Source organism: Micromonospora tarapacensis (genome assembly GCF_019697375.1).
Taxonomy (GTDB): domain Bacteria; phylum Actinomycetota; class Actinomycetes; order Mycobacteriales; family Micromonosporaceae; genus Micromonospora; species Micromonospora tarapacensis.
In genome coordinates this window covers 757,057-774,218 of the sequence record NZ_JAHCDI010000004.1, presented here as the reverse complement: position 1 = coordinate 774,218, position 17,162 = coordinate 757,057, and the positions used below count along the sequence as shown (strand labels likewise).

Here is a 17,162-nt window from a genome sequence, read left to right as displayed (position 1 = left end):
AGGTTCACTGTCCACCACTTCGGATCGATGCCACTGCCCTGCTGAGGGTGTCACGAATCGTACCTCCGCAGTAGTCGCCGGTACGGCACTGCCGACGTACCCGACGCCGACAGCCGCTCAAGTGGGGCGAGGGTCGATCGGCGACCATCAACGAGCCTGGCATCAGGAGTTTCGCGATCACCTTCGATGGGACATCGCCGCCGACACGTTGGTGCTGACCGGCAGCCGCGAGGCATTCGAGTTGGAAGCCGACCAGGTTCGCGCTTTGGCCGAGGAGCGTCCGGCGCATCGTGCCCGCACGCCGGGGCACGCACTGCTGCGCCGAGATCGGCATGGGCAGAACCCGCCGCCACCCTGACCGCCGCCGGCCGTACGCCGAACTGCACGCCGAATACTCACAGTAGCGCCCAGGTGGAAGCAGTCGGGCGAACGACGGCGAGCGCGCCACGCGGCATGAGCGCGTATCTGATCACGGTGCCGACGTCGCCTTCCGCGGCGAGTGCTCGGCGGGATAAGCGGGGTGCCATATTGCTGGATGTCGGGTACTGGCCGATGATCGGCGTCGTGATCGATTCAACCCGGCTGTCGACGTTGTGGGAGCAACGGTGGCCGGGATGCTCGAAGCTGCCCTATGAAGTGCGGGAGATCCGGGACCAGTGGGTGCGGTTCCACGCCTTGCCAGGCTCGAAGCGTTACCCCGACACCGAGGTCGAGTACGGCATCGTTCTGGCTCGACACAACACCGTCTTGGCGGAGTTGGTGACCGGCCCCGCCGTGCTGGTGATAACCGCTGGCTATTCGGACCAGCCCGACCCGCAGGAACCCGGCCGGTCAGCTGAAACCATCGAGGCACACCCGTCCGGCGTGTATTGGACGAGTGTCTGCGTCGATGACGAGCCGGGCTTCGAAAGCTGGATGCATCTCTATGCCAGCGAAACACCCTGGGGTCCGGCTGCCTCGACCCGCTGCTACGCCACGTAGCCGACGACGTCATCGGCAATGTCCTTGTCTGTGACGTCGATCTGAGCTGGCTCTATCACCCGTACGACGGTGGCATGGACGTCGTCCTGCCCACCACCGCTGACCGCGACGCCCTGCGGAGCCGACATCAGCACTGGCTCTCCGCACACCCACAAGGCCTGGACCCGTGGCCCGGACCCTGCCGAGGAGCACGAACCTCGCGGCAGATCCGGATTCGTCGACGGGTGGCGGGACCGTGGACCGCTGGGGCGTCGTTCACGTCTTGCTTGCCGTGGTGACGGACAGGTAGGCCATCTGAAGGAGTTCACGGACGGTGTGGCCGTCCGCCGCCGTGCGCGCGGGGATTCCGAGGTGTTCCTCACGGAGTTCGGCCATGAAGCGGTGGCAGAGTTCCGGGCCGCCGTCGCGCAGAGCTCGGGCACGGGCAGACATTTCATCGTCGACCGGCAGCCACCGGGTTCCCCAGGCGCCGAGTTCGGCCATGACGGGCACCAGTCCGATGGCCGGCTCGGTCAAGCTATAGATGACCTTCTGTTTGTGGGTTGCGTCGTTCCCCTTGGTCAGCATGCCTTGCTCGACCAGCGTCTTCAGCCGGTTCGCGAGGATGTTGGAGGCGATGCCCTCCTGGGATCCGGTTAGTAGTTCCCGGAAATGCCGCAGGTCGCCGAAGATCATGTCCCGCAGGATCAGCAAGCTCCACCTGTCGCCGAGCAGTTCGAGCGACAGGTTGATGGGGCAGCCGGAGCGATGGACGTTGACCATTGAGCCTCCACCAGCTGGTTGCATTACGGGATCAGTCTACGTACTCTCATTCTGGTTGTTAAACGCAATCAGTTTCTGTGGCGAAAGCCTGACACCGCACCAGAGGGGCCTGCTATGGCGAAGTTCGTGACGATCGGATACGGCGACCAGGCGGAGTACGACCGCGTCGACCCCAGCGTCCGGGACGCAGCGCACGCGCACGACGCCCGACTGCGCCAGGATGGAACTGACATGGGCATCGCGGGCCAGCCGGTCCAGGTCCGCAACCATGATAGTGTCGAAGTGACCACATCCGACGGGCCGTTCATGTCCTCCGCACTGCCGGTGGCCGGATTCGCCATCATCGAGGCAGCGACATTAGCCGAGGCCATCCACATGGTGTCGCGGACACCCTGCGCCGTCGCGCACGGCGTAGTCGAGGTATGGCCACTGCACGAGTCACCGTGAGCGCCGACCACAACCATCCGCACATCGGCTATGACAGTGCGCCAGTCGGTTGCATTGCCGGGGGCGCTGCGCGTCACTACCTTGGCAGCGGCCGCAGCGGGGGTGCACGTTCGAGGTCCCGTTCCGTCATCCCATAGGGGTCCGCAGGGCCGGCGGCGAGCATCCGGGAGGATGGCAGTCGGTCGAGCCGCACAGTGCCTGCCGGTGAGCAGCGGGCGACCCGGCGGGCAGCCGAACCCGATCTCGTCGGCTCTGTGTGAAAGGCAAATCAGATGACCGAACCCCGTACCGCCACGACTCGGCTGCGGTCGTACGACTGCTGCCATCCGAGCCCGACCCACTGGTCACGCCCGCACACCGCTCCGCAGTCACCCGGGACGAAGATCTACTGACTGACCATGGTGGACAGCGATTACCAGCCTCCAGGACGGTTCCCCCGACCATGATCCGGGCCAGGCGGCCGCAGAAGCACTGCTCAGCATGGGCTGACACGGACCCCTGCCCGATCAGCACGGTGACAACGGAGCACCGAGCTTCTGATCCATGGGTCAGGCGCACCCGGATCAGTCCGGCGATCAGTCCTCGATGACGGGATGGATGGGTGACAGGAACGGATCGAGACGTTCGGTGATCTCACCCCGCGCCATGACGTGCACCCGGAACGCGTTCGGACCGGGAGGGACGGGCATTTCCTCGTCCTTCTCGTAGAGGAGGCCGTAGGACCCTGGCAGCCGTCGGGCGACGAACTGGAGCACCTGGCGCATCCCCACCGCCTCGTCCCGTCGTCGGTTGGCCACCCCATGCAGGAACAGGTAGTACTCCCCGTTGAGTACGGTCACCTTCGCCGAGACGTTCGTCGGGAATTCCAACCCGGCCACCAACTCGTTCAGCTCGTCGATGTTGGCGTCGAGTTGGCCTGCGTCCGACTCCTCGGTGGTCTCCGAGAGGCGAAACCAACCGTGGAACTCGTACACGTCACCCCCCAAGGGTCTGATGTGATGACGGGCTCGATGCCGTACCGGCCACCGTATCCGCGTAGCTTCCGACGCCCGCGCGGTCCAGGTCGATGTCACGGGATCGCTGTTCCACCTGGACATCAGGAATGACCGCCCTGGCCATCTGCGCGATCGCCGCCGCCCGCCTCAACACCCGCACCGACACCCAAGCCCCGCCACCGAACACACCCGACCAGCAGCCACCCACCGAACCAGGCATGATCCCGCTGACCATCCCCGAAACCGCACGCCCACTCGCCACAACCTGGCACCAGCCGAAACCCGCCGACCACGACACCCACTGGCGCAACTGGCGACGCCGCCACCAAGCCCGAGCACGCTGGCACCACCAACGAACCCGACTCGGGCGAGAGTATGCCCTGCTCAACTAGCAAATGGCGGCTGCCGTACTAGACGGCGTGCGCACCGGCAAGGAAATCGTGTACGGCATCGCCAGCATGCCCGCCGACCTGACCCCACCCGCACATCTCAACCACTACATCCGCCGACACTGGACCGTGGAAAACCGACTCCACTACGTCAGGGACGTCACCTTCCGAGAAGACGCATCCCAGCTCAGAACCGGTACCGCACCCCGAGCCGCAGCCACTTTCCGTAACCTTTCGGCGAGTACCTTCCGGTTCGCAGGACGCGCGAACATCGCCCACGCCCGCCGCGACCTCCACGACCGCGCCGATGTCTTCGCCGTCTACAGCATCTAGCGAACCACACCTAAATCGGACAGAAAGGCAGAACGACGGGGCCGTGAGCATTGAGATGCACTCTCTGCCCGGCTACGCACCCGAACTCAACCCCGTGGAACTGCTCAACGGCGACATCAAACGGCATGTGGCCCAAGCGAACCCGACCACCCCCGCCGAACTTCCGCAGCAGCCGCCGCGCATCTGCGCCGCCGCCAGAACCAGCCCGAGGTCGTAAAAGCGTTGTTCGGCAAGCCAGAGGTCCGCTACGCCGCTGGCTGACCATCACATGTTTGGCCTTCGGGTCAATACCTTGGAAGAGGTGACAGCGGCAAAGCGCCACGCGACCGAGGGATACAGGAACCGCAGCAATCAATCCGGAGATCCGTCGTCGCGCCTTCTTCGACGTAGTCGATCACGGCGGACAAGCAGCAAGAACAGGGAGGCACTCGCCACAGACGCCGCCGCCATAAAGACTCCACTCGACACGTTCCTCGAATCCGCGAAGATAACTATCGCGAGAACGCCAGAAATGACCGACACAACCAATGCCATCCCCCGGTTAACAAGATGGTGGTGGCGGCGGTCGGCTTCAATCATCGCTGCACGTTCAGCATCACTCCGATCGACCATCCTGGACTCAAAACGCGACGGATAGCCGAGCAGAAATAGCGCCCCAAGCCCTGCAACGATGAAGGATGCAACGATGAAAAACGTCAGCACGGTGGCCACTTCCATTACCGCTCAACAAGATAGCTGTAGGCACTGGTCGCCGGATCATGATTAGTCCCGATCGACCACCCCGCGATTACACCAGTGGCCCGATAAGGACTTACTGGGTATGCCTGCTCCATTCGTCCAGGCGATAAATGCAGCTTCGTTGCGCCTGTCAACTTCTGCCCCACTCGACCAAGAGGAATATCCCAGTCCCCCCAATATTTTTTACTACGCCCGGGTACGCGAACCCTTGCGGTCGGGATGCGCGTCAGGGCCACATCCGTGACGACTCCGATGCCCAGCTTGCCTAGGTCGGCTGCCGTCCTCTCACTTTGCACAAAATCATAGCCACGATATCCGATACTGACAGCTGCTGCACCAATCGCCACTGCACCACAGGCACCAGCGGTAGCAACGATACATGCGCCCATCGCTACGACGGCTGCTCCGTTGAGGATCGCGCCCCGATTATCGAGTAAGAACTGCCCGGTACTGCACAGCCAGGACCACGCTTTGCAACTTTTCTTAGGTGTACTCTGGGTGGTCTGTCCAGCCGGTGGTGCAGGTTGGACAGCCGGCTGATGGGCCGGCGCCCAAGGTTCGACCAAGTCCGGCGCGCCCAAAGGCCGCAGCAGCGGGGGAACAGGGTTGGGCACCAGCTTGCTGGTGCCGCCTGCGGGTTGCTCCGGCCGCGTGCTCAACCCAAGTGGCTTTCCGCTTACCCTCACCTTACTCTTCCCAGAGAAAGTCTCGGTGACAAAGCCACGCTGGCCGTCGCCGTGGCTACCCTCCTCGAAGTAGAGGCCACTGGGGTCGCTGTAGGTAACCGGGGAGTTGTTGCTATACGCGTACCCGTGCATCTGTTGCGGGTTTGCGAGGTCCATGATGGGGTCGATGCTGATGAATCGGCCGAGGGTGGGGTCGTATTCGCGGGCGCCGAGGTGGGTGAGGCCGGTGTCGTCTTGGGTGCCGCCGACGAATCCTCGGGTGCCGGAGAAGGTGGGTTGGGTGGCGCTGCGGTCTTCGCCGTAGGGGAGGTGGCGCCTGCGGTTGGTGGTGAGGTCGTCGGCGTTGATTTGGACTTGTTCGGTGCCGTGGTGGTCGCTGCCGCTCCAGACCAGGCCGATCAGGGTGCGTACGGCGATTGGAGTGCCCCGCGTTTTCCGGACAGGCTCGTTTGTGGCTAATTCATGCTGCGAGCTGCCGGTCCTCGAAATCGGTGCGAACCTCGTGTGGGGTCTTGTAGCCGAGTTTCGAGTGGCGTCTGCGGGAATTGTATCGGAGTTCGATGTATCTGGCAATGTCGTTGCGGGCGTGTTCACGAGTCGGGTAGGCGGTTCGGTGGACACGTTCTTTCTTGAGGGTCGCGAAGAACGACTCGGCCATGGCGTTGTCGTAACAGATCCCGGTCCGGCCGACAGATTGCCGGATCCGCAGTCGCTTCAGAGTTGCGCTGAAATCGCTGGAGGTGTAGTTGGATCCGCGGTCGGAATGAAATATGGCTTCCGGCTTGACGTGGCCGTTGTCGGCCGCCATGTGGATCGCGGCGTTGATGAGGGGCGCGCGGTAATGATCGTCCATCGCCCACCCGACGACCTCCCGAGTGTGGCAGTCGATGACGGTTGCCAGGAAAAGCCACCCCTGCCAGGTCGGAATGTAGGTGATATCCCCGATCATCTTCTCGCCCGGTGCGTCAGCGGTGAAGTTCCGGTTGACCAGATCCGGGATGGCGTGTGGCAGGTCGCCGGCCTCGGTGAGGCTGTGCCGCCAGGGCCTCGGCTGGCAGGGCTCCAGCCCTAGATCCCGCATCAGAGCGCGCACGAGCTCCGGCCCGCAGGCCACACCCCAGTCGGCCAGGTCGGCGTGTACCCGCCGGTAGCCGTAGGTGCCGTCGGACGCCTCGAACGAATCGCGGATCCGTGATTTGAGTTCGTCGCGTCGGCGGGCGGTCGCCGACTCAGGCCGGCTCCGCCACTCGTAATAGCCGGATCGCGAAACGTCCAGCCACACGCACATCTTCGCGATAGGCGGCGCCTCGGTCATGTTCCGTGAAAGGCTTCCGGCGTACTCGGCGTCGATGAACTCGAACGTGTCGCTCACCGATGATCCTTGGCGAAGTACGCGGCGGCTTTTTTCAGGAACTCGTTCTCCATCCGCAGTTCCCGGGCTTCGCGTTCCAGCTGACGTAGCCGTTCCCGCTCGCTGATGTTCAGCGCAGGCTCCTCGCCGGCGTGCTCACGCCGATAGACGGCGACCCAGTTCCCGAGCGTCCCTTCCCCGACTCCAATTTCACGGGCGACTGCGGCGATCGGGCGCGATGTCTCGATCACCAACCTCACGGCCTCGTCCCGAAACTCGGGAGAGAATTTCCTTTTCGCGCGTGCCAATGATTTCCCTCTCCAGGCAGACCAATTCTACTTTGGTCCACCTGTCCGGAAAGTCCGAGGCACTTCAGATGGTGCGTTCTGCGGAGCTGTAGTAGCGGGTGCCGTCGGGTTGGTTGCTGCCGGTGGTGAGGGTGAGTTCGGTAGCGCCGAGGTAGAGGGTGGTCTTGTCGGGAGCGCGGCTGATGAGCCGGTTGCCTTCGGTGTCGTAGATGTAGGTGGTTTCGTCGGTGCCTTCGGTGAGGGTGTCGAGGCGGCCTTCGGCGTCCCAGGCCAGTTGCTGGGCCACGCCTGTGTCAGTGTGGCGGGTGAGGGTGTTGCCGGCGGTGTCGTAGGTGAACGACCTGGTCGGCGTGCCGGCGAGGGGGCCGGTGGCGGTGACGCTGGTGAGGGTGTGGGGTTGGCTGGTACCAGGGTTGGGATGGGTGTAGGTCCAGGTGGTGTCGCCGGCGGGGTTGTGGTCGGTTTGGGTGGTGCGGTTGCCGACGGTGTCGAATTGCCAGCCACCGCCCTCGGCCTCCACGAAGTCGTCCTCATGCGCCACCGCCAACACGTCGAAAAGGCTGCCGGTATCCGCATCTTCCAACCACACCACCCTCTGACCCCAACCGCCGAAGGCGCCCTCTTCCTCCGCAATGCAGCCCGAGCGTTACAACGGCTGGACCACCATCGGCAAAGCGCTGGATAACCAACGTCGATGCAAGCGCAGCGACCTCAGACATCAACGCATCGAACCTGCCGCGTCGGTCACAAAGCGTGATGCCCCACTGGCCGCACCCGAGGCATCCCAACTGGCCGCTGACACGCCACGCCTCGTCCTGGGAGAGCACCACCATCGGCGCCGCAGCTTGGCCGCCTCGCCGCGCTCACCGCCAGGCAGCGGAGTCTTCGATCCATCCCGCTGGATCGCACTATCTATGCTGGCACCATCTGAGTCCCAGTCACGGGAGCACCGCCATTGGCGTCAAGGCGAGGTGGACAATGGATCCAGTAGTGGCGGCGTTTGTGAGCGCCCTGATCGGAGCGGCAGCCACAGAGACGTGGCAGCGCGCTCGCACTGCGGTGGCCGCGCTGTGGCGGGGGGTCCGTCCCGCTAGGCAGGCCAACACCATCGATGCAGACCTGGACGCCCTGCGGCAGCGGGTACTAAACACTCGCCGTGACATGCAAGCGGACGGCGAGTCTACCTTGGTGGATGAGTGGCAGGCCCGGGTGCAGGAGTTACTGGAGAATGATCCTGGGTTGGCTGTTGAACTACGGCGGGTTCTGGACCAGACCCTGGCGCCGATGCTGACGTCGACGCACGACATGCGCATCGGGCAGGTCACGATGACTGGCAACTCTCACAGCACGCTCAACCAGGTCGCTGGCGACCAGAACAATTTCGATATTCACCTGCGTACGACGGTCAACCGGCCGATCGCAGTGCACACCCTCCCCGTCGACACTGCCGCGTTCACTGGCCGAGCCCAAGAAATCAACCGCATCGTCACGGCAACGACGGATGCGACCCATCCCGGACGAGTGATCGCCGTCCATGCAATCGACGGCATGCCTGGAATAGGCAAGACTGCGCTGGCCGTTCATGTGGGGCATCTAGTCGCGGATAAGTTTCCCGAACGGTGTCTGTTCGTCAACCTTCATGCCCACACCCCGGGCCGCCAGCCCACCAGCACTGCCGATGCTCTGACCAGCCTCCTGGTCGCCGATGGAGTCGACCCCCGCTACCTACCCGACGACTTGGAGGGGCGCGCCGCGCTATGGCGTGACCGGATGGCCCGCCGGCGCGCCCTGGTCATCCTCGACAACGCCGCCAGCACGCAACAGGTCGTACCCTTGCTACCCGCTTCGCCGCATTGCCTGGTGCTGGTTACCAGCCGCCGCCGTCTGAGCGGACTGAGGCGCAGGTACGGCGCCGTCACGCTGACACTGGGCACATTGCCAGAGGATGAAGCAGTGGCCCTGTTCAGTCGGATCGCGGGCCGGGGGCCTGTGAAACATGAGCACGCAGCGGCGGCAGGCTTGGTGCGACTGTGCGCGTATCTCCCGCTGGCCGTCAGCATCTTGGCTGCGACCGTGGAATCTGATACCAGCCTGGCCAGACTGTTGGCCGTCCTGGAGAACGCGCAGGACCGGCTCTCCGGTGTTGACTCCCACCTCGATGACGATGAGCTGGGGGTACGGGCCGCGTTTGACCTCTCGCACCAAAACCTGGACCCAGAGCAGCAGCGGGTCCTTGGCCATCTTGGCCTAGTGCCGGGGGCCGACATCGACGCCTATGCCGCTGCCGCCTTGGCCTGCTTGTCCGTGGACGAGACTCGCCGTCACCTTCAGGCTCTGCATGCACACCGGCTGCTCGAACAACCCCATCACGGCCGATACCGCATGCACGACTTGATCCGCGACTACGCCCGAACCGAGGCAACGACTATTGGCGAACGTGACCAAGCAATCGGCCGGCTATTAGATTACTATCAATATACGGCTCAACTAGCCGATACTTACCTGGACCGCCATCCTCAGCCAGTCACCACCCCTATTCCAGTGCCAGCGCCGGCAGCCGCGCCAGGATTCCGGGACCGCAGCCAAGCACAGGCATGGATGACCATAGAACGGGCCAACCTCCTAGCCTGCATCCAGTACGCCACGACCCAGGACCAGCACCTGCGGGTCGTGGGTCTGACTGCAGCTATCGCCGCTCACCTACGCACCGATGGATCATGGGCACTCGCGATCAGCCTTCATACTTCAGCGGCCAACGCTGCCCACCGACTCACTGAGCAGCTCGGAGAGGCCACCGCTCTCAACAACTTGGGAGACATGGAGTACTTGGTTGGTAACTTTCCTGCTGCCAGCACGGCACTGGAGCAGGCTCTGACCATCTTCCGTGACATCGGTGAGCGGCTTGGTGAAGCGGACGCCCTCCACCACCTGGGGGCGGTGCGGTCCATGACGGGTGACTTTCCTGCTGCCAGCGCCGCACTGGAGCAGGCTCTGACCATCTACCGTGACCTCGGCAACCGGGCAGGAGAGGCCCACACCCTCAATCACCTTGGGGAGGTACGGTATTTGATCGGTGACTTTCCGGCCGCCCGTGCCGTATTGAAGCGGGCTCTGGCCATGCATCGTGATCTAGGCAACCGGGCCGCCGAGGCAGACGCCCTCAACCACATGGGCGCGGTGCTGTCCATGGCCGGTGCCCCTTCGGCCGCCGGTGCCGCACTGGAGCAGGCTCTGACCATCTTCCGCGACATCGGTGACCAGCTTGGTGAGGTGGAATCCCTCAACCCCATAGCTTCGCTTCACCTAATCGCCGGCGACCCGCAGCAGGCACGCTTTCATCACCACCAGGCGCTCCAGATCGCTCGCACCATAAACAGCACGTTGGAGCAAGCCCGGGCACTGGAAGGAATCGGCCGCTGCGAACTGGCCACGAGTAACATGAAGACGGCAATCACGACGTTGCGACAGGCGTTGGGAATCTACCAGCGTATGGGCACCGCGGAGGCACCACGCCTCGCCGCGGAACTGAACATCCTTGATCAAGTGCATGCGGACAGTTGACCAGGGGTCGGGTGATCGAGAAGGAGCCCGTTGTGCCCGTTCACCTCTTGCAGCTCAGCGACATCCATCTCACCGCAGACCACCGGCCGGTGCACGGTCGCGATCCATGGGAGCGGCTGCGTACTGTGCTGGACGTGGTTCGGAGTGAGGGAACGCGCCCCGACGTCGTCGTTCTCACCGGCGACCTCACGGACGACGGAAGTTACGCTGGCTGCCGCAACCTGGCCAATGCGTTGGCGCCGCTCGGCCATCCGATTCTGGCCGTGCCCGGCAACCACGACGATCCGTGCGCCGTCCGCGAGGTTTTTGGCCCCGACATTCTGGAGGTTGGTGAGTGGCGGATCGTCGGCATCGACACCTCGCGCCCCGGGCAGATCCACGGCACGGCCGATGTCGCCACCGAGATGTCCCGGCTGGACCGGTACGACCAACGCCCGACCTTGCTAGCCATGCACCATCCGCCGGTCTCCCCCGTGTCTCATCGTTGGTTTCAGCTAGAGGGTGCGGCTGAATTGGTTATGGCCTTGGCTCAGCGTCCCTACGTTAGAGCGATTCTCTCGGGGCACCTCCACCACCCATTCGACTCTGAGGCGAGCGGCATAGAGGTGCTGGGCTGTCCATCCTCGTTGATCGCATTCCGGCACGCCGTCGATTCAATAGTGGTCGGCGGAGCGCGCACGACCGGTGCACGGTGGTGCACACTGCAAGACGACGGCGGGGTGACATCGAGACTGGTCCAGGCCTGACCGACGAGTGGACGTGTACTTCGTAGTGCCGGCCTGTCGTGTCCCGGTACATCCGTCAAGGTGATGTCCCGGTTAGATGTGTCGCACCTTAGTGATCTTGGTCGGAAGTAATGGGCGTAGGTCTTGCCGGGTTCGACGTAGGCGTGTCCGATGGTGCGGCCATCGGGGTTGTAAACGGTGGCGTGGTCGCGTAATCGACGTCCATGGACCGTTCATCCACCCGAGGGCCTGAGGGGCCCATGCTTCGGGTTGCACCTACTGCTCAAGATCAGGCGACGGTGTTGGACTCCCAAGTGCTCGGACAGCCCGGAACGGACACCGTTCCAACTCGGCGTTGCTCAAGATCCTCCGGATCCTACAACCACCATCACCGGCACCGACCCACGGTCCGACGGATCACCAGCCGCCGAAAACTGCCACGTCACCGGCCCATGGATCCAGCCGATCCACGCCCCCGTCGGATCCGGATTCCGGACCGCCGCACGCCCCGGACACGACGGCGTCGACCTCGCCGCCCCACGCGGCACCACCATCCGCGCCGCCTCCACCGGAACCGTCACCCAAGTCCGCTGCAACGCCATCCACCGCCGCGACGGCAGAAACTGGGGCTGCCACCGCGACGGAAACCCCCACCACACCAGCGGATGCGGCTGGTACGTCGACATCCAACACGATCAAGGAATCATCACCCGCTACTGCCACATGGACAAGCCGCCCCCGGTCCAACCAGGCCAGCCCGTCACCGTCGGCCAACCCATCGGCATCGTCGGCTCCACCGGCCACAGCTCAGGCCCACACCTACACTACGAGATCCACACCAACGGCGATTCCAGCAGCACCGGCGCCCAAGATCCCGTCCCGTTCATGATCGCCGTCGGTGCGCCACTGGGTGAATCCCCACGGTAAGGGGACTGGTCTGCCCCTGGGCAGTCGCACTGCACGACGATGAACGAAGGGCAGGATGACGGCGCGTGGCCTATCTGATAGACGAAGCGAACTCACCCTCGCCGATCGGCCGACGGGTGATGCTGCCAATCATCCTCGACTCGAGACCGTGCGGTCAGCATTGCTTCACGAATTGACTGGCGAAGGCCGCAACTCGTGGTCGATACGTATTCGGAAGTCCCGGATGTCCGCAACGGCCGGCCAACGCCGCACCACGGTGGCCAGCGTGTGCAACTGGTGTCGGACGGATGCCGAGTCGACCCTGCTCGCCTCGTCCAGCGCGACCGTCCCCGCCTCGCAGCTCCGTCGCAGATCACCGGTGACGGCGTGGGCCAGCGCGAGACGTATGCCGTACAAGGCTTGTGCCCGGCGGGCCGATCGGGGCGCGCGGCCCAGCCCGGTCTGCAGGGACTCGACCGCCTGCTCCGGTACGCCTAGGTCCAGATAGCACCAACCACGAACGACGTCCATTAACTGCCCGCCGCCGCCTGGCCCGAGAGCGCTGTCCATGCCTGTCTGCACCGCCTCGGCGTCCGCTGCCGCAGTCGCGTCGGCCGCCCAGGCCAAGGCCGACCGGCACTGCGGTGCACGCCCGAGCAGAGCCCATCCCTGCGCCGCCCGCTGCGTGGCCAAAGCCTGGACGCGGAGCGACGACGACCCGGCCGAGGCCTCCTCGGCCAGGGCGACCACGGCCGCACCGTCATCGTTGTACAGCGCCACGTCCGCGCGTCTTAGGAGCGTGTATGACACAAACGACACATCGCCGGCCTGCTTCGCCAGGGCGGCGGCGAGCTCGGTCATGGCGAGCGCGCCGGCGTCGTCACCACACTCCTGGATCATCCAACCGGCGTACTCGGCATAGTGCGCGGCCAGCAACACCAGCCGGTCCCACTCCGCGCCGCCGGCCTGCGCCGCGGCGGCGCGGAGCATGCCGAACTGAATTGCCAGCGCCGGCAACAGTGCCCTGGGCGCGCCAGCGCCGGCAACAGTGCCCTGGGCGCACTGACGTGGCCCTGAGCCCGGAGTACCTGAAAGAGTGACCGTGCCTCGTTCACAGTGTTCTGATGATCATCAGTGAGCACTGTGGCGCCCGAAGCGACGCGTTCGAACGATCGCACCAGGAACGTCGCCGGTCGTGGCTCCGGCAGTTCGGGACGAGCATGCGCCGCACCCATCGGCACGGGCTGCGTCATCAGGGCCAACAGGGCGCCGTCGGCCGAGACCGCTCGATCGCACATGCGCGCGATGATTGCCGACGGCTGCCGCAAACCACGCTCCACCCGGCTCAGGTAGCCCGCGTTGCAATGCACCTGAACTGCCAGATCACGTAGCGAAATGCCCTGCTCCGACCTGCGTCGCCGCAGCTCAGGACCGAACTCCCCGGTGGCGTTCATGGCATACCTTACTGTCTATCCACTGTCGTGCGCTCCTGACACCATGCAATCATGGCACGCGAGGCTCACCTGCAGATGATCCAAGCGGTAGTGTCCCGGCTGGCCGCTCAGTCCACCACCATCAAGGGGTGGTGCGTGACCCCGACCGCCGCTCTGCTCGGCTATGGCGCAACCGCAGCCACCCCCATCATTATCGGTCTGGCGCTCTACGTCATTGTCGCGTTTGCGATCCTCGATGCCTACTACCTGGTCCTCGAGCGCAAATACAGGGACCTCTACCTACGTTCGGCCAGTAACGATCAGGACGGCTGGAGCCTGACCGTGTGTCGTCCCACGCCGGGCCAGATTATCCGGGGGTTGCGCAGCCCGGTCCTGGTGATCCTCTATGGCATGTCCCTTCTGGTGGCTTTCGGCGTGGGCCTTTATCTGCTGTACAAGTAACCGGAACCTCCTTACCACGCCGGTCCAGCCCCCTACGCCTGATCCGCGCGATGACAGCCGGTGGCCGTCCGGCCATTCTTCGCACCCCGATCATCCGAGAATCACGACTTCGGCACGGGTCGGGTTGCCGCCTTGCCCGAAGCGGCAACTACTGGCACCAGGCAACGGATTGCCCACTGTCTGATCCGGTGACATGGTTGTGCTCTGTTCCATACTACCGGAGGCGGCTTTCCTTGTCCGAAATTTTCATCAATTACCGGTCGGACGACGACAGTTATGCGGCTCCTCTTCTCGACAACCATCTGCGTACCGTCTTCGGCGACGAGAACGTATTCAAGGACAGCCGGTCGATCGAAGCGGGCACCGACTTCCCGCCAAGACTCTGGTCGGCGCTCATGGGCAGCAGGGTGCTGCTTGTGTTGATCGGCAAGCGCTGGTTGGCACTGACGGACGCGAGCTCGCGACGGCGGATCGACCACCCTGACGACTACGTGCGCCGGGAGATCGAAGCCGCACTGCTCGCCGGGATCCGGGTCATCCCGGTGCTGCTCGACGGTGCGAAGCTTCCCCGGGTGGACGACCTGCCGGTGACGGTGCGCGGCCTGACCAACCGGCAAGCCATGCACCTGCGGCAGCGCGAGTCCGAGATCGACCTGCCCGCGATCGTCAACGAGCTGTCGAAATGGGTTTGCCCGATCAAGGGCACGACGGTAGGGGCGCATGACCAGGCTGCACCGTCGGCGACGCGGGGCAACTTCGGGTCGGACGGCGTCTATTTCGAGCGCGGCGGCACCTACATCAAGGACCTGCACGGAAATGCCGACGTCGTGAGCGGGGACAAGAACGTCTACGGCGGTATGCCGTGAGCACCGACCCGGTCGGCGCACCGCCCGTTCCATCCACCGTCCCCACCCAAGGTCCGTCGTCACCTGCTCCGGCCACGAAGCCGCGCGGGGTCAGGCAGGCCGGCACCGACGTCGCGGCCAACGCGCAACAGCCCGGTCAGGCCGCTGAGACCAACAACTTGCGCCGCGAGGCCGAGGTTGTGTTCGCCTCCGGCGGGACGTTCTTCGGCAGCGCTGCATCGGTAAATAGCGTGTCCGGCAACCAGTACGTCTACCACGTCACGTCGCCGGGCGGTCGATCCACCGTTCTCTACAGCATTGACCCCGCGCAGGCTCGGCTGTTACGCGAGGCCTTTGTGGCCGATGCCGCGTACGCGGCATTGCTCGGTCGCAGCCGGACCCGCAACGTGGTGATCCTGCAGGCGGCGCGTGGCGCCGGCCGCAGCGCCACCGCCCAGCGGCTCCTGCTCGACAATCACCAGACCGAGATCTTCGGCTTCGCGCCGGACGTGCCGATCGGCGACGTGGCTACGACGATCACCAAGGCCGGCGGCTACCTGATCGAGGAGATCGACGACACTAGGGCGCACACGCTCACTACCCTGGTCCTGAACGATCTCGACGCCAAGCTCGGAGCGCTCGGCGCGAAGCTGGTTATCACAATGGCCGCCGACCTGACTCTCTCCGATCCCGGCCTGCAGAGCTTCGTGATCACGATTGAACAACCGCCGAGCCACCGCTCGATCATGGAAAGCCACCTGAGGTATCGGCTCGGCGACACCCGCGCGGACAATCTGCTGAGCCAGCCGGATTTCTGCGCCGTTTTCGACGACGCCGTCACCTCCGACTCCGCCCGCGACCGGGCCGCCCAATTCGCGGTGTACGTCGAGGAGTTGATGGCCCGCGGACAGCTGGAGCTGGGTCTGCTCCGGTCCCGGATGAAGTCGTCAGTGACCGGTGAGGTGGAGAGCTGGTTCAACGGGCTGGCCACACCGTCGCTGAAGTACCTGGCGATCGCGGTCGCGCTGCTCGACGGGCTGCCTTACCAGAGCGTGGTGGAACCGGCCGAGTCATTGGAACGGCGGCTCACCCGCCCGACTGCTTCGACACCTGCGCCGGCGGCAGCCGCGGTCGACCCGTTCGCCACCGGGCGTACCCATCGTGTCCGTCAGATCCGGGCCGAGGTGGTGCGCTCCGAGATCACCACCAGATTCGGAAGGGTACCCGCCGAGATCATCCGGTACCTCGATCCGGCGTACCCGCGGGCCGTCATCGAGCTGGTGTGGCGTGAGTACGACGGCCTGCGCAGAGATCTGCTCGGCTGGCTGGGCGACCTGGCCAACCATCCGGTCGACGCGGTGCGGGTGCGGGCGGCCGCCGCGATCGGGCTGATCTCCACCACCGCGTTCGACTACATCAGCAAGATCGTGCTGCGCCCGTGGGCGAACGACTCCAAGGACAACAAACGGGAGATGGCCGCCTTCGCGCTGCGCACCGCCGGCCGCTCCCGGAAGCTGCAGCAGCAGGCTTTGACCCTGGTCGGCGAGTGGATCACGAGCGATTCGTGGCAGCTGAATGCGACCGCTGCGCGAGTATACGGGTCGGCGCTCGGATCCGCCATGCCGGACCGGGCGTTCCGGGAGCTCGACCGGCTGTCGCGCACCGAGTACGCGGATGTCGCCTTCGCGATCAGCTACAGCCTCGCCGAGCTGACCGAGGCCGACCATCGCCATGCGTTTCCCGCCACCGACCTGTCGGTGCAATGGATGCGCAGCCAGCATCAGGGGCAGAGCGCCACCGGTGAGATCGCCTTTCTCACCCTGGCGGCCGACCTGGTCGGGGCGGCGGATACTGGGCACGTTCGCTGGCCGCTGTTATTGCAACTCGCCCGTACCGACCGCGGGCTCTCGCACGCCGTGGCAGCAGCGTGGAACTTCACCCTGAACGGCGCAATGTTTCACCGCTTCGCGCAGGACATCGCGGGCTCCTGGGCCGAACGCGTCGAGCCGGATGAGCAGGCGCGCCAGGCGTTGGCACTGATGCTGGCGCGCGTCTGCGCCGGCAGCGAGCGCACCGAGAAGCTCGTCCGGCACATGGTCCGCGGCTGGATGTCGAAACCGGGCAGCGCTCAGGCGCCGCAGACCGCCCAGGCCGTGCTTGCCGCCCTCATCTGACTCTGGAGTAGGCACCGATGGATCCGAACCCCGTTCAGTCCCTAATTCTGACCCAGCAACCGGTCA

15 protein-coding genes and 4 pseudogenes are annotated in these 17,162 nt (G+C 64.8%); 11 read left to right on the top strand and 8 right to left on the bottom strand.

What is annotated here, in order from left to right:
* The first annotated feature begins 186 nt into the window (after positions 1–186).
* A pseudogene (locus tag KIF24_RS35305) lies at positions 187–1,259 on the top strand (DUF3885 domain-containing protein).
* On the opposite strand, the gene KIF24_RS09530 reads toward KIF24_RS35305, so the two are convergent.
* The gene (locus tag KIF24_RS09530) at positions 1,237–1,743 is read right to left on the bottom strand and encodes a winged helix-turn-helix transcriptional regulator (protein ID WP_221083706.1); all 507 of its coding nucleotides are present in this window, start codon (positions 1,741–1,743) and stop codon (positions 1,237–1,239) included. The pseudogene KIF24_RS35305 and the gene KIF24_RS09530 sit on opposite strands and share 23 nt — an antisense overlap.
* A 114-nt stretch (positions 1,744–1,857) precedes the next feature.
* Here KIF24_RS09530 and KIF24_RS09525 point away from each other — a divergent pair, with 114 nt between their 5' ends.
* On the top strand, positions 1,858–2,190 hold the full coding sequence (locus KIF24_RS09525; RefSeq protein WP_221083705.1) for a YciI family protein: 333 nt from the start codon (positions 1,858–1,860) through the stop codon (positions 2,188–2,190).
* Between the two features lie 575 nt (positions 2,191–2,765).
* Here KIF24_RS09525 and KIF24_RS09520 read toward each other — a convergent pair.
* Complete coding sequence (locus KIF24_RS09520) at positions 2,766–3,176, bottom strand: Imm7 family immunity protein (RefSeq protein ID WP_230415425.1); 411 nt, start codon at positions 3,174–3,176, stop codon at positions 2,766–2,768.
* Between the two features lie 116 nt (positions 3,177–3,292).
* Here KIF24_RS09520 and KIF24_RS09515 point away from each other — a divergent pair.
* From KIF24_RS09515 to KIF24_RS09505, 3 genes and pseudogenes are all read left to right on the top strand, one after another.
* A pseudogene (locus KIF24_RS09515) lies at positions 3,293–3,577 on the top strand (IS701 family transposase); the annotation flags it as partial.
* Positions 3,578–3,604: 27 nt separating this feature from the next.
* The gene (locus tag KIF24_RS09510; RefSeq protein ID WP_221083703.1) at positions 3,605–3,907 is read left to right on the top strand and encodes a transposase; all 303 of its coding nucleotides are present in this window, start codon (positions 3,605–3,607) and stop codon (positions 3,905–3,907) included.
* Between the two features lie 43 nt (positions 3,908–3,950).
* A complete protein-coding gene (locus tag KIF24_RS09505; protein ID WP_221083702.1) occupies positions 3,951–4,124 on the top strand; it encodes a transposase in 174 nt (57 codons plus the stop codon).
* Positions 4,125–4,258: 134 nt separating this feature from the next.
* Here the strand turns inward: KIF24_RS09505 and KIF24_RS09500 are convergent, their stop codons facing one another.
* The 4 genes and pseudogenes from KIF24_RS09500 to KIF24_RS09485 all read right to left on the bottom strand — a co-directional run.
* A complete protein-coding gene (locus KIF24_RS09500) occupies positions 4,259–4,618 on the bottom strand; it encodes a hypothetical protein (RefSeq protein WP_221083701.1) in 360 nt (119 codons plus the stop codon).
* 5 nt (positions 4,619–4,623) lie between these two features.
* A complete protein-coding gene (locus KIF24_RS34975; RefSeq protein WP_407939987.1) occupies positions 4,624–5,904 on the bottom strand; it encodes an RHS repeat-associated core domain-containing protein in 1,281 nt (426 codons plus the stop codon).
* Positions 5,792–6,990 (bottom strand): IS3 family transposase gene (locus KIF24_RS32425; RefSeq protein ID WP_230415423.1). Its coding sequence is split into 2 segments (ribosomal slippage): positions 5,792–6,729 and positions 6,729–6,990, totalling 1,200 coding nucleotides; the frame shifts between segments, so codons are not numbered across the junction. Before KIF24_RS32425 ends, KIF24_RS34975 begins: the two co-directional genes overlap by 113 nt.
* Positions 6,991–7,075: 85 nt before the next feature.
* A pseudogene (locus tag KIF24_RS09485) lies at positions 7,076–7,489 on the bottom strand (hypothetical protein); the annotation flags it as partial.
* Positions 7,490–8,178: 689 nt separating this feature from the next.
* Between KIF24_RS09485 and KIF24_RS09480 the strand changes: the two are divergent.
* From KIF24_RS09480 to KIF24_RS09470, 3 genes and pseudogenes are all read left to right on the top strand, one after another.
* The gene (locus KIF24_RS09480) at positions 8,179–10,551 is read left to right on the top strand and encodes an ATP-binding protein (protein WP_221083699.1); all 2,373 of its coding nucleotides are present in this window, start codon (positions 8,179–8,181) and stop codon (positions 10,549–10,551) included.
* 11 nt (positions 10,552–10,562) lie between these two features.
* A complete protein-coding gene (locus KIF24_RS09475; RefSeq protein ID WP_221083698.1) occupies positions 10,563–11,297 on the top strand; it encodes a metallophosphoesterase in 735 nt (244 codons plus the stop codon).
* Between the two features lie 420 nt (positions 11,298–11,717).
* Positions 11,718–12,203: pseudogene (locus KIF24_RS09470) on the top strand (M23 family metallopeptidase); the annotation flags it as partial.
* Between the two features lie 165 nt (positions 12,204–12,368).
* Here KIF24_RS09470 and KIF24_RS09465 read toward each other — a convergent pair.
* Positions 12,369–13,121 carry a hypothetical protein gene (locus KIF24_RS09465; protein WP_221083696.1) on the bottom strand — a complete coding sequence of 251 codons (753 nt, stop codon included), beginning with the start codon at positions 13,119–13,121 and terminating at the stop codon, positions 12,369–12,371.
* Positions 13,079–13,636, bottom strand: coding sequence for a helix-turn-helix domain-containing protein (locus tag KIF24_RS34970; RefSeq protein WP_221083695.1), 558 nt, complete (start codon positions 13,634–13,636; stop codon positions 13,079–13,081). Before KIF24_RS34970 ends, KIF24_RS09465 begins: the two co-directional genes overlap by 43 nt.
* Before the next feature lie 51 nt (positions 13,637–13,687).
* Here KIF24_RS34970 and KIF24_RS09455 point away from each other — a divergent pair, with 51 nt between their 5' ends.
* The 3 genes from KIF24_RS09455 (at position 13,688) to KIF24_RS09445 (ending at position 17,096) form a co-directional block, all read left to right on the top strand.
* Positions 13,688–14,077: a hypothetical protein gene (locus KIF24_RS09455; protein ID WP_221083694.1), complete on the top strand. Its 390-nt coding sequence runs from the start codon at positions 13,688–13,690 to the stop codon at positions 14,075–14,077.
* Between the two features lie 233 nt (positions 14,078–14,310).
* Entirely contained in the window at positions 14,311–14,943 is a 633-nt protein-coding gene (locus KIF24_RS09450; RefSeq protein ID WP_221083693.1) for a toll/interleukin-1 receptor domain-containing protein, read from the top strand.
* Entirely contained in the window at positions 14,940–17,096 is a 2,157-nt protein-coding gene (locus KIF24_RS09445; protein ID WP_221083692.1) for a hypothetical protein, read from the top strand. Before KIF24_RS09450 ends, KIF24_RS09445 begins: the two co-directional genes overlap by 4 nt.
* Positions 17,097–17,162: the final 66 nt, after the last annotated feature.